General features: G+C 29.8%; 10 protein-coding genes and 1 pseudogene. 10 read left to right on the forward strand and 1 reads right to left on the reverse strand.

The window, feature by feature from the left end; translation table 11 throughout:
- Positions 1 to 75 precede the first annotated feature (75 nt).
- The 5 genes and pseudogenes from KTC92_RS02105 to KTC92_RS02125 all read left to right on the forward strand — a co-directional run bounded on the left by KTC92_RS02105 (position 76) and on the right by KTC92_RS02125 (position 5,074).
- Positions 76 to 1,263, forward strand: coding sequence for an NAD(P)/FAD-dependent oxidoreductase (locus tag KTC92_RS02105; RefSeq protein WP_253198179.1), 1,188 nt, complete (start codon positions 76 to 78; stop codon positions 1,261 to 1,263).
- Positions 1,264 to 1,328: 65 nt separating this feature from the next.
- Positions 1,329 to 1,991: a (d)CMP kinase gene (gene cmk / locus KTC92_RS02110; RefSeq protein ID WP_216303046.1), complete on the forward strand. Its 663-nt coding sequence runs from the start codon at positions 1,329 to 1,331 to the stop codon at positions 1,989 to 1,991.
- Between the two features lie 41 nt (positions 1,992 to 2,032).
- Positions 2,033 to 2,866: pseudogene (locus KTC92_RS02115) on the forward strand (4-hydroxy-3-methylbut-2-enyl diphosphate reductase); the annotation flags it as partial.
- Between the two features lie 166 nt (positions 2,867 to 3,032).
- Positions 3,033 to 4,091, forward strand: coding sequence for a CotS family spore coat protein (locus tag KTC92_RS02120; protein ID WP_258280657.1), 1,059 nt, complete (start codon positions 3,033 to 3,035; stop codon positions 4,089 to 4,091).
- A 113-nt stretch (positions 4,092 to 4,204) separates the two neighbouring features.
- Positions 4,205 to 5,074 carry a GNAT family N-acetyltransferase gene (locus tag KTC92_RS02125; RefSeq protein WP_220285872.1) on the forward strand — a complete coding sequence of 290 codons (870 nt, stop codon included), beginning with the start codon at positions 4,205 to 4,207 and terminating at the stop codon, positions 5,072 to 5,074.
- A gap of 79 nt (positions 5,075 to 5,153) precedes the next feature.
- On the opposite strand, the gene KTC92_RS02130 is transcribed toward KTC92_RS02125, so the two are convergent.
- Positions 5,154 to 5,363, reverse strand: a complete 210-nt coding sequence (locus KTC92_RS02130; protein WP_216303042.1) for a hypothetical protein — start codon at positions 5,361 to 5,363, stop codon at positions 5,154 to 5,156.
- Positions 5,364 to 5,633: 270 nt separating this feature from the next.
- On the opposite strand from KTC92_RS02130, the gene miaB reads away from it, so the two are divergent.
- The 5 genes from miaB (at position 5,634) to KTC92_RS02155 (ending at position 13,631) form a co-directional block, all read left to right on the forward strand.
- Entirely contained in the window at positions 5,634 to 6,959 is a 1,326-nt protein-coding gene (gene miaB / locus KTC92_RS02135; protein ID WP_216303041.1) for a tRNA (N6-isopentenyl adenosine(37)-C2)-methylthiotransferase MiaB, read from the forward strand.
- Between the two features lie 143 nt (positions 6,960 to 7,102).
- Positions 7,103 to 9,793 carry a DNA mismatch repair protein MutS gene (gene mutS / locus KTC92_RS02140; protein WP_220285871.1) on the forward strand — a complete coding sequence of 897 codons (2,691 nt, stop codon included), beginning with the start codon at positions 7,103 to 7,105 and terminating at the stop codon, positions 9,791 to 9,793.
- A 43-nt stretch (positions 9,794 to 9,836) separates the two neighbouring features.
- On the forward strand, positions 9,837 to 11,774 hold the full coding sequence (gene mutL / locus KTC92_RS02145; protein WP_220285870.1) for a DNA mismatch repair endonuclease MutL: 1,938 nt from the start codon (positions 9,837 to 9,839) through the stop codon (positions 11,772 to 11,774).
- A 15-nt stretch (positions 11,775 to 11,789) separates the two neighbouring features.
- Entirely contained in the window at positions 11,790 to 12,716 is a 927-nt protein-coding gene (gene miaA, locus KTC92_RS02150; protein WP_220285869.1) for a tRNA (adenosine(37)-N6)-dimethylallyltransferase MiaA, read from the forward strand.
- A gap of 21 nt (positions 12,717 to 12,737) precedes the next feature.
- Entirely contained in the window at positions 12,738 to 13,631 is an 894-nt protein-coding gene (locus KTC92_RS02155) for an MYG1 family protein (protein WP_216303037.1), read from the forward strand.
- Positions 13,632 to 13,651 lie beyond the last annotated feature (20 nt).

Raw genomic sequence — 13,651 nt, forward strand, 5'->3', positions numbered from 1 at the left:
AATTTATAATTGTAAGTATTATAAGGGAGTGATTAGGTGGCAAAAGTAGTTATTATTGGAGGAGGACCAGCAGGTATGATGGCAGCTGTTACAGCTTCATCAAAACATGATGTGGTACTCATTGAAAAAAATGAAAAATTAGGAAGAAAACTTTATATAACTGGGAAAGGTAGATGCAATATTACAAATGCGAAGGATATTGGTGATTTTTTTGAACATATACCATGTAATCCTCATTTTTTATATAGTTCTTTATATTCCTTTACTAATGAAGATACAATGAATTTTTTTAAAGAATTAGGAGTTAACCTTAAGGTTGAAAGAGGAGATAGAGTATTTCCGCAGTCAGATAAGTCTTCGGATATAATAAAAGCGTTTAATATGGAATTAAAAAATAAAAATGTTAAAGTGCAATTAAACTCAAAAGTTAAAAAGTTAGTTAGGGATAATCAGAAGATTGTCGGAGTACAGCTTGCTGATGGAAGTTATGTTTATGGAGATTACTTTATATTATGTACCGGTGGTTTATCATATCCACAAACGGGATCATCTGGTGAAGGTTTATCTTATACTCGTTCTTTAGGACACAATATAATTAAACCTAAAGCATCACTTGTACCAATAGAATTTGATGAAACGTGGGTTTCGGATTTACAGGGTCTCTCTCTAAAAAATGTAGAATTAAAAATTACTAATAGTAAGAATAAGAGTCTATATAAAGAGTTTGGGGAAATGCTTTTTACCCATTATGGTGCTTCAGGACCTATTGTATTAAGTGCAAGTAGTTTTATAAAAGAAGGAGAAAAATTTAAGGCTGTGATAAATCTTAAGCCAGCATTAAGTGAAGTTGAACTTGATAAGCGAGTTCAAAGTGATTTCTTGAAATATGCAAACAAAGCTTTTAAAAATTCATTAGATGATTTACTTCCTAGAAAAATGATTAATACGATAATTCAACTATCTAATATTGATGAAGATAAAAAAGTGAATTCTATTACTAAAGAAGAAAGAAAAACCGTAGTAAATTTGCTTCAAAATTTAACGTTTAATATTAAGGGCCTTCGCCCAATAGAAGAAGCAATTATAACTAGTGGTGGAGTAGATACTTTAGAGATAGATGCTTCTACCATGAAATCAAAAAAAATTGATAATCTTTATTTTGCAGGTGAAATGATAGATGTAGATGCATATACAGGAGGTTATAACCTTCAAATAGCATTATCAACAGGGAATTTAGCTGGGAGTAATGTAGGGGAAAATTAATGCTACTTCCAGTAGCAAATTAATGCTATTAAAACTAGCAGTTTTATAAACGAGGGGTGAAGAGTATGGGAATTTCCGTTGCCATAGATGGACCTGCAGGTGCAGGTAAAAGTACTATAGCTAAAATGATAGGTGAAAAATTTGGTCTTATGTATATTAACACGGGAGCAATGTATAGAGCAGTTACTTTAAAGGCGATGAATGCAAACATATCAGAAAATAATGTAGATGATTTACTTAAAATGGTGGAATCTTTAGAAATTCATTTTGAAGAAGAACGTCTATTTGTTAATAAGGAAGATCTGACATATATGATAAATATGCCTATTATAAGCAACAATGTTTCAAAATATGCAGCTATTCCTGAAATCAGAGAAATACTTGTTAAGCTACAACAAAATATAGCCAAAAAATTTAATGTTATTATGGATGGACGCGATATTGGTACAGTTGTACTTAAGGATGCTTCTTTTAAATTTTATTTAACTGCGAGTAGCGAAGAGAGAGCGAAAAGAAGATACGAAGAATTAATTTCTAAGGATATAGAAGTTGATTACAATACTATTTTAAAGGATATTATAAAAAGAGATTATGTTGATACACATAGAGAGACTAGTCCACTTATAAAAGCGGAAGATGCTATAGAAATCGATTCTTCTGATTTAAGCATTAATGGAGTAGTTGAAACAATTGTGGAATATATTAATTTGAAAATTAAGAATAGTTAATTCAATATTTTTTATAATGCCTTATATATGGAGGTGGCAGTATGAGAAAAATAACACTAGCAGATTCAGCTGGTTTTTGTTTTGGAGTTAAACGAGCTGTAGATACGGCTTTAAATATGAAAGAAAAATACAATAATGAAATCTATACACTAGGGCCACTTATTCATAATACTGATGTTGTGGATTTTTTGAAAGAAAATTCAATATTTCCTATAGAACTTGATAATATTTCAAGATTAAAAGAAAATGATACGATTATTATAAGATCGCATGGAGTATCTGAAAAAACATTAAATATTTTAAAAAAAACCAGCCTTAATGTAATAGATGCAACATGTCCTTATGTAACCAATATTCATAAAAAGGTGAAAAAATATTACGATTTAGGATATCATATAATTATAGTTGGAGATAAAAATCATCCCGAAGTTATTGGAATTAATGGATGGTGTAATGATTCTGCAGTAATACTTAAGAGTGGTACGGAGCTCGGTAATATATCAAATAAAGTATGCGTGGTATCTCAGACAACAGAGAGGCAGGCTACTTGGGAGGATGTATTAACCAAGGTAATAAAAACCTGTAAGGAAATAGTTGCGTTCAACACTATATGCAGTGCAACTGAAGTACGCCAAAAATCCGCAGAAGAACTTTCAATTAAAGTTGATGCTATGGTTGTTATTGGTGGTTTTAATAGTTCCAATACTACAAAGCTGTATGAAATATGTGAGAAAAATTGTGAAAATACAATACATGTAGAAAATTTATTAGGTATTACTGATGAATTTATAAAAGATAAAAATGTTAAGAGTATAGGGGTCACAGCTGGAGCCTCAACACCGGATTGGGTTATTAAAGAGGCAATTTTAAAAATGAAATAATAGATTATTGAAGCATAACATTTTCTTTAAGAAAATTTCTCGTAAAAAACGTGTAGCATAAAATTATGCAAGCACGTTTTTTTATAATTTTTACGAATTATTGAATACTAAATTAAATTAGCTAATATAATTTAATAGCACTATTATGGGAGAGAGAAAATTGAAAGGTAATGCAAGAACAATTGAGCACTTAAATATAATTACTAATAAAAAGATGCAAATATTAATAAATGTAGTTAGGAAGTATAAATTAGAGTTAATAACTGCTGAAAAAGTTAGAAGTGCATATAAGATTACAACAGATAATGGTGATTTCTGTTTAAAGAAAATGAGGCATGGAAGAAGTAAGGTTAAAAATGGTTGTATTTTAACAGAAGAACTACTACTTAATAACTTTACCAATACACCTAAATATTTTAGAACAAAAGACGGAGCTTTTTCCGTAAGCTATAAAAAAAATATATATTACTTAACAGAATGGTTAGAAGGCTGTGAATGTGATTTAACTGATATTGATGAAGCTGTGAGTTGTACAAAACTCTTAGCACAATTTCATAACGTATCAAATAAAATTGACCATAATAAAATCCATATACCAAACAATTTAAAGGATTGGCCGAAAATTTTCACTAACGATTTAAATGATTTTAAAAGATTCGAAAGAATAATTACTAACAAAAGGATAAAAAATGAATTTGATATTCATTTTCTAGAAAATATTGATAACTTTTATAATAGAGGTATGTCTTCCGTTAATATTCTAAATAAGTCACAGTATTATAAATCATCAAAAATAGCAAATGATAAGAAAATAATATGTCATAATAACTTTCGTTATCACAACATAATTAAAAAGGATGGAGAGTACTTCATAATTAACCTTGATAGTATTATGAGTGATTTACAAATAAGTGATTTAGGAAAGCTTCTTCGGAGATTGATGTTCGAAAAAGCTTATGGGTGGAATTTTAATTTTGCTAAAGTTCTGATTGAAGCATATAATTCTACTAATAAATTAAGCAAAGAAGATTTAGAGATAATGCTTGCCTTAATAATATTCCCTCATAAGTTTTGGAAGTTAGCGAAGAAAAGATATATGAAACAAAAAAAATGGTCTGAGACTAAATATTTGAATAAACTTAATAAGATAACATGTCACAATGAAGCTCAAGAGAAATTTTTTAATGAATATTTAAATTTTTTAGAAGAATATTCATAAATTATAAAAATTCATTGTAAAACTATTAATAATAGATTTATAATTATAAATGTATTAAAATTTTATAAATAATCAAATTTATTTAAAAATAAATATTAGTGGAGTAAAGTTAAATGTATAAATTAATAAGTCTAACTTTGAAAAATATTGAAAGTTTTAGAAAAATTAGTAAAATTAATACTAACTTTAGTTTATCGAATAAAGATTTCTTTGAACAGTATGATAATAGTAACATTATTCAAAAATTGTTTTTAAGAAAAACTGTAAACTTATTATTAGAAGAAAATAATTATATAGGTTATATATGGTTTGAAAAACATACTAAATATCATAGTTCCATTAATTCAATAAATGTAATAGAGGATAATAATTTAGTCTACTGCTATAAAATTTTAATTAGTTCACTGGTAAGTAATAGTTTGATAACTTATGAATGTGAAGATAATGGAATAAACATAGATATTTTAAATAAGCTAGGGTTTACTAGATTAAAGGGAGTTATGGAACTAGAACTAGAGTGTAAAGAATATTTTAATGCCCTTGTTCCTAGTAATATTACTTTTTCTATAGTAAAAAAGGGCAAAAATGAAAAAGAACGTTGTTTATTACAAAATGAAATATTTAAAAATGATGATAGAATTCCGATAAATGTAGAAGATATCTATTATGATGAAGCACAGGAATATTATTTTAATGAGGGCGCAATATTTATTAAACTAGATAATATACCCGTTGGATATGGTCAAATTATAGTTGAAGATAAGGCAGCAATCATAGTAAATTTCGGAATAGTAGAGAAATACAGAAAAGAAGGATATGGGAAAGTGCTTTTAAGGCATTTGCTTAATATAGCTATGGATAATGATTTTTCTAAAGTCTCACTTAAGGTGGATTCTAATAATGTTTTCGCTTTAAAATTATATATTTCATTAGGTTTTAATATTAAAAAGGAAGTTTATACTTGGAAAAAAACCAAAGCTTAAGAATGCATATAAAAAGTGATAGAGGATTCTATCTCTTTTTATATTTTATCCTCAATATCAGAAAGCATTTTTATTTTTGTTATAATAAGGAATTCTCACTAATGGAAGTGGTGGATATTCCTTCTGAAATGTCGTTATACTGGTTTAGTACAATTTCAACAGGAACATAGGATGCTTTTATATTTAGCATATTACTATGGTTACACATACAATAATAACTTCTATCACCTATGCAATTGTATTGTAAACTCGTATCTTTTATAGTCTCTTCTTTTTTTGCATCATACATATAAAATCACTCCTTTTAGGTAGGTTATCCTAAAAACAGAAATTTAATCTAGAAATCAAAAGCAAATATAAGTGCTAATTAAAGAATCATAATATGTAATTTTTTCTATATTAAAATAGAAAATCAACCAGTAAGAGTATAATCTGATTCGTATATATATTTAGAATAGATTAATTATATAATCAATTATTAAAAATGACTTTAAAAAAGCTTTCATATTATATATAATGGTATGTATTAATACTTTTTTTTATAAAGGAGAATGCACTAATGAATAAAACACTTAATTATTACATAGAAACATGGGGATGCCAAATGAATGAGGAGGACTCTGAAAAATTATCTGGTATGCTAATACCTGTGGGATATAAAAGAACTTTGGATAAGGGAACTGCTGATATAATTATATTCAACACTTGTTGTGTTAGAGAGAACGCAGAGCAAAAGGTTGATGGAAATATAGGTGCTTTAAAAACAATGAAAAAAAATAATCCAAAGCTTATAATTGCGATTATTGGATGTATGATGCAACAAGACGGCATGGCGAAACATATAATTACTAAGTTTCCATTTGTAGACATTATTATCGGGACACACAATGCTCATAAATTCCCAGAGTACTTAAAGAGAATACAAGGCGGAGAATCATCTATCGTTGAAATTTGGGATAAAGAAGAAAATATTATAGAGGGAATTAAAATAGATAGGGGAAATAATCTAAAAGGTTTTGTTACAATTATGTATGGTTGCAACAATTTTTGCACTTATTGTATAGTGCCTTATGTAAGAGGACGCGAGCGAAGTCGAAAGCCTGAAGAAATTATTAATGAAATAACAGCTATGGTTGCACAAGGGTACAAAGAGATAACCTTACTTGGTCAAAACGTTAACTCCTACGGTAAGGGATTAACTCCTGAAATAAATTTTGCACAGTTACTTAGAAGAATTAACAATATTGAAAATTTAGAGAGATTAAGATTTATGACATCTCATCCAAAGGATTTATCAAATGAAGTAATGCAAGTGATTGCTGCGGGGGATAAGATTTGTGAACATGTTCATTTACCAGTACAATCAGGTTCATCTAATCTTCTAAATAAAATGAATAGACATTACGATAGGCAGGAATATTTGGATTTGGTTAAAGATATTAGAACCACAATACCTAATGTAGGAATAAGTACAGATATTATCGTTGGATTTCCTGGAGAAACAGATGAAGATTTTGCAGAGACTCTAAGCCTTATGGAAGAGGTGAAATTTAATTTAGCATTTACGTACCTTTATTCTAAAAGAAAAGGAACTCCAGCTGATGAAATGCTAGACCAAGTGCCAGATGATGTTAAGCATGAAAGATTTAATAGATTAATTGAAGTTGTTAACAGAAATTGTGCAGAAAGAAACAAAGAATGTGTAGGTAAAATAGTAGAAGTATTGGTAGAAGGGTATAGCAAAAATGATAAAAATAAATTAAGTGGAAGAACTAGAAATGGGAAATTAGTGAACTTCGAGGGAAACGATAAAGCTATTGGAGAGCTCGTATCAGTTCAAATAACTGAGGCACACTCTTTTTCACTTTTAGGTGAAGAAATATAAGGTGCATGAGAATAAATGCACATTAGGGGCATGAAAGTAAATAACAAGTCACTAGGATACTGACTTGTTATTTACTTGAATGTCCCTTATATAAAAATTAACAATTATTATTTACTTACAGATGAAAGCAAGGTGGTATGACAATGGCATTAACTCCAATGATGATACAATATTTTGAAATAAAAGAAAAGTGCAAGGACTGTATATTGTTTTTTAGATTAGGTGACTTTTATGAAATGTTTTTTGACGATGCGCAGGTTGCATCAAAAGAATTAGAATTAGTCCTAACAGGACGGGACTGTGGCCTTGAGAAAAGAGCACCTATGTGCGGAATACCGTACCATGCTGCTAACACCTATGTAGGAAGGCTAATTGCAAAAGGATATAAGGTTGCCATATGTGAGCAAGTGGAAGATCCAGCACTTACAAAGGGCATAGTTAAAAGAGATATTATTAAAATAATTACGCCGGGAACTTACACTGATTCCGGTTTTTTAGAAGAAACTAAAAATAACTATATTATGAGCATTTACATTGACAGAAAAATTAACTTCTGTGGAGTGTGTTTTTGTGATGTATCAACTGGTGAATTTACTTGCACAGATACTAAATTTAACATTGTTACTATATTAGATGAAATTTCAAAGTTTAACCCAAAAGAAATTATTGTGTCAGAGGATATATCTGAGGAGATACTGCGCGCTATAAAAGAAAGATTTAATGTTTTGTATTCGTCTTACCCAAATGAGTATTTTACCCTGAAAGACGAAAGTTTAATTACAAATCAGTTTCATAACTTTTGTGAGAATACATTCACACAAACTTTAATTAGCAGCATTTCAGGATTGCTTAGTTATATTATGGATACACAAAAAAAATCACTTTCTCACATAGATACTATAGAATATTATGATATTTTAGATTATGTAAGTTTAGATGCAAATTCTAGGAGAAACTTAGAACTCACGGAAACTTTAAGAGATAAGACAAAGAAGGGCTCTTTGCTTTGGGTATTAGATAGAACTAATACTGCCATGGGAGCTAGAAGGCTCCGTAAATGGTTAGATCAACCTTTAATAAGCAAGAGCTTAATAGATGAAAGATTAGAGGCCGTAGAAGAACTAAAAGGTAATACTACCTTCCACGAAGATTTAAAAGATGTGCTCGTGGATATTTATGATATAGAAAGACTTGTAGGGAAAATTTCTTCAAAGAATGTTAATGCAAAAGAATTGATTTCTCTTAAAAATTCTATAGGGAAAATACCAAGGGTTAAATCCATTTTAGCAGGACTTAATAGTAAATTAACGAAAAAAATATATTTAAACTTAGATGATTTGCAAGATATATACAATACTTTAGATAATTCTATTATTGTAAATCCATCTATTTCTATTAAAGAGGGAAATATTATTAAGGAAGGCTTTAATAGTGAAATAGATGAGCTAAGGCAAGCTAAGGCCCATGGCAAAGAATGGATTGCTACATTAGAAAATGATGAAAAAAGAATAACTGGAATAAAGTCATTAAAAGTAGGGTATAACAGAGTGTTTGGTTATTTTATTGAAGTAACCAAATTAAATATTGGGTCAATTCCGGAGGGAAGGTACATAAGAAAACAAACCTTGTCTAACGCGGAGAGATACATTACTCCTGAACTTAAGGAAATGGAAGAGAAAATTTTAGGAGCACAAGAAAAATTAGTCAATATCGAATATGAGGTATTTACAGGTATTCGAGAAGAAATTGAAAAACACATAGAAAGAATGAAAAATACTGCAAAGTTAATATCAGAAATTGATTGTTTAAGTGCCCTAGCTACAATTGCCCTTGAAAATAATTATACCAAACCTAAAATAAATACTAAGGGTATTTTTAATATAAAAGGTGGGAGACATCCTGTAGTTGAAAAAATGATGCCTACAAATACTTTCATTGAAAATGATACATGCATGGATGCTGTGGATAATCAATTACTACTAATAACTGGACCCAATATGGCGGGTAAATCCACCTATATGCGTCAAGTCGCATTAATAACTATTATGGCTCAAATAGGAAGTTTTGTTCCCTGCATAGATGCAGATATATCCATATGTGATAAGATATTTACGAGAATAGGAGCTTCAGACGATCTTGCTGCGGGTAAAAGTACCTTTATGGTTGAGATGTGGGAAGTATCCAATATATTAGAAAATGCAACCAATAAAAGTTTAGTTTTACTTGATGAGGTAGGACGTGGTACTAGTACTTATGATGGACTAAGTATTGCCTGGTCAGTAATTGAGTATATTTGTAAGAATTCTAATTTAAGGAGTAAAACTTTGTTTGCTACCCATTATCACGAGTTAACAAAACTTGAAGGTATGATTAAGGGTGTTAAAAATTATTCTGTAGCTGTAAAAAAGATTGAAAATGAAATTGTATTCCTTCGGAAAATTGTTCCCGGTGGAGCTGATGAATCCTATGGAATAGAGGTTGCAAAGCTTGCAGGTCTACCAGAGGATGTAATAAATAGGGCAAATGAAATTCTAGCGTCACTAGAGAATCTTAACAATACTACGGAAATTGACTTAAGAAGCAATGAATTTTCGGAAATTAAACGACCTAATAAAGCTAATAATAAAAAAGATATTGAAAATATTGTGGCGAAAGAAGCGGCTGTAACTTATGTACCGAAGATAGAAAACGATGAAATTACTCAAATTAATTTTACAGACATAGAAAAGGATAATATGTTAAAGGAAATTAAAAATATAAATATCCTTAATCTAACACCTATGGATGGGTTTAATAAGCTATACGATCTAGTTAATAGGGCTAAGTTGCTATAGTGATAGGCGGGGGCTATAAAAATAGCTAAGGATGTGAGTTGTCATGAGAATTAATATGTTAGAAGTTGAAACTTCCAATAAAATTGCTGCAGGTGAGGTTGTAGAGCGGCCGTCGTCTGTAGTCAAGGAGCTCGTGGAAAACAGTATAGATGCTGGTGCTAAAAATATTAGCATAGAAATCGTTGATGGTGGTCAAAAAACCATAAAGATAACTGACGATGGCACTGGAATACATATAGATGATATAGAAAAGGCTTTTTTGCCTCATGCTACTAGTAAAATAAAATATGTTGAAGATATTTATAAAATACATACGTTAGGGTTTAGAGGAGAGGCATTACCGAGTATTGCGTCTGTATCCCGTACTACATTAAATAGTAGAACTGAAGAATCCTCATTTGGCAAAGAGATATCTCAGTCATCAGGAGATATACTCTACGTTAAAGAAGTAGGATGTAATGTTGGTACAACAATAGAAGTTAAGGATCTGTTTTTTAATGTTCCTGCAAGGCAAAAATTTTTAAAAACGCCTCAAAGAGAATCGGCTTTAATATCAGATATTATAGGCAGGCTTGCATTAGCTAACAATGAGATTTCTTTTAAACTACTAAACAATAGTAAAAAGGTTTTGTCTACATATAGTTCTACAAATCTTTGTGATACTATTAGATATATATATGGTAAAGAAGTTGTAGATAATATTACTAGTTTTGAAAGGTATAACGATATAATGTCTGTTCATGGATATATCGGTAATGCACAGATAAGTCGTGGAAGCCGAAATAGACAAAGTATTTTTGTTAATAAAAGGTATATTAAAAGTGGTCTAATTACAGCGGCCGTCGAAAATGCATTTAAATCTTTTTTGACTGTTCATAAATTTCCTTTCTTTGTTATATTTTTAGATATTTTCCCTGAGTATATAGATATAAATGTTCATCCACAAAAAACTGAAATTAAATTTCAGGAGGATAAAGCTGTATTTAAAATTGTTTTTGACGCAGTGCATACAGCAATTGCTGATAGTTTAAGAGGCAATTTTGATATACCAGAAGGCGATAAAGCAAATAGCAGTGAGAAAGAAATTGAAGAAAACACCTTAAGAAAAGAAATTTATGATTTTAACAGGACGGTAATAGATGAAAAGGATAGGGAAGAACTAGAAAAGAGTGTTCAAATCCCAATAGATTTTAATTATAAAACATTAAACAATGAAACGGATAATTTTAAAGAATCATCTTATACAAATGTGAGTGATCTAAAAGTTACAAGTAATTATGGTAGTGAAGCTACTAATGAGTTACAAATCGCGCGGGTAAGTGAGAATGTTAAAGATAGTAATATAATTAATTATGAGACGGGTGAAATCACATCACCAAATGAAGTTTCTAAAATTTCAAAGTTTCCAGAGCTTCGAATTATAGGACAATTCAATAAAACCTATATTTTAGGTGAGGTATATAATGAGCTTTACCTAATTGACCAACATGCAGCTCATGAAAAAGTATTATTTGAAAAATATAAAAAAGAAATTACAAATTCCGAGGTGCTATCCCAAATTTTACTTACGTCAATAGTAATAGAGCTTAATCAAGATGATTACACTTATTATATTGAAAATGAAGCAGTGTTTAAAAATTCTGGTTTTGACATTATTGAATTTGGTGAAAACACAATAAGTATTAGGGAAGTTCCAATAATACTTGGTAAACCGGATATTAAAAATCTCTTTAATGAAATATTAGATAATTTAAAAAACATGGGCAGTGGTAAAACTGTAGAAGTTAAATATAATCGTATAGCATCTATGGCATGTAAAGCAGCTGTAAAAGCAAATAATCAGCTAACGGAGCTTGAAATGAACAAATTAATTGATGATTTAAGATATATTGATGAACCTTTTACTTGTCCCCATGGAAGACCTACAATAATAAAAGTTACACTTAATGAACTTGAAAAAAGATTTAAAAGAATACAATAGAAAAAAGGTGGAAACATGAAAGATTTATTTATTTTAGCAGGCCCTACAGCTGTAGGTAAAACAGAAATCTCTATAAAACTTGCGCAAAAGCTAAAGGGAGAGATCATATCAGCAGATTCAATGCAAATATACAAATGTATGGATGTTGGTTCTGCTAAGATTTCATTCGAGGAGATGAGGGGAGTTCCTCATCATCTAATAGATATAATAGAGCCTAGTGAAGAGTTTAGTGTGTCTGAGTTTAAAGAAAGAGCTGAAAGTGCTATTGAAGATATAAGTAATAAAAATAAACTCCCAATGCTAGTTGGTGGAACTGGGTTTTACATAAATTCGTTAATATACAACTATAGCTTTGCGCGTACCAACAAAGATGAAGAGTATAGAGAGTATCTTACAAAACTTTCAGATGAAAAAGGAAACGAATATGTACATAGCTTACTTAAAGATATTGATGAGGAATCTTACAATAAACTATATCCTAATGATTTAAAAAGGGTTATTAGAGCTTTAGAAGTGTACAAAGTAAGTGGTAAACCCATGAGTGAGTTTAAATCAGAGCAAAATATTTTGGATATTCCTTATAATGTACATTATTTTGTACTAAACATGGATAGACAAAAATTGTATAATAGAATTAACCAACGCGTAGATATAATGTTTGAAAATAATTTAATAGATGAAGTTATAAAATTAAAAGATATGGGCTACAATTCAGATATGCAGTCAATGAAGGGTATAGGATATAAAGAAGTGCTATACTATTTAAATGGTGAAATATCTTTAAATGAAGCTATAGAAATGATTAAACAAGGAAGTAGGAATTATGCTAAAAGGCAGCTTACCTGGTTTAGAAAAGATCCAAGAGTAACTTGGATTAATAAAGATGATTTTAGCAGTGATGATGAAATTGTAGAATATATTGCGGATATGAGTAAATTATAATAAATATAAAAGAGGTAAATAATGATTAATGAAAAGAATATTAAAACTTTAGGAACACATAATGGAAAATTTCATGCAGACGATGTTATGGCTACAGCTATACTTAGTCTACTACTAGGGGATATAAAGGTAACAAGAACAAGAGATGAGAATATACTTAGAACTTTAGATTTTGTATATGACATAGGCTTTGGAGAGTTCGACCATCACCAATTAGACAAAGAAATAAGAGAAAACGATGTTCCATATGCTGCTTGTGGTTTGGTTTGGAGAGAGTTTGGGTCAAGAGTAATACAAAAGTTTAATTCTGAATTTGATGAAGAGGACATAAGATCCATTTTTGATTGTGTTGATAAAAATTTAGTTCAGGGTATTGATGCTACAGATAATGGAATAGATATAAAATCAGAAATTAATGTAACTACAATAAGTGATATAATCCAAAGTTTTAATCCTGCATGGGATTCTGATGATTCAAAAGAGGAGGCATTCGAAGAAGCCGTCCGGTATGCTACTGAGGTTATAAAAAGAATAATAAGCAGACAAGTTTCTGTTATAAAAGCAAGGGTAATAGTAGATGAAGCCTTTCAAAATAGAAAGACTAACGAAATAATGGTTTTAAAAACCGGTTGCCCTTGGCTTAAACAGTTACTTAAAATAGATATAAATAATGAAATATTGTTTGTTATTTCTCCAAATGATAATAATGCAGAGTATAAGATTCAAACTGTAAAGAAAGCCGTTGATACTTTTGAAGCAAGAAAAGATTTATTAGAATCGATTAGAGGAAAATCAAGTGAGGAAATAAATTCTATACTTAAAATAGATGATGCTATTTTTTGTCACAAAGCAGGGTTTATAGCATCTGCTAAAAGCTTGGAAAGTGCTATGAAAATAGGGGAATTATCTATTTAAAACTGATATAAGGAAAATAG

The organism is Clostridium sp. CM027 (assembly GCF_024730565.1).
GTDB lineage: Bacteria > Bacillota > Clostridia > Clostridiales > Clostridiaceae > Clostridium_AD > Clostridium_AD estertheticum_B.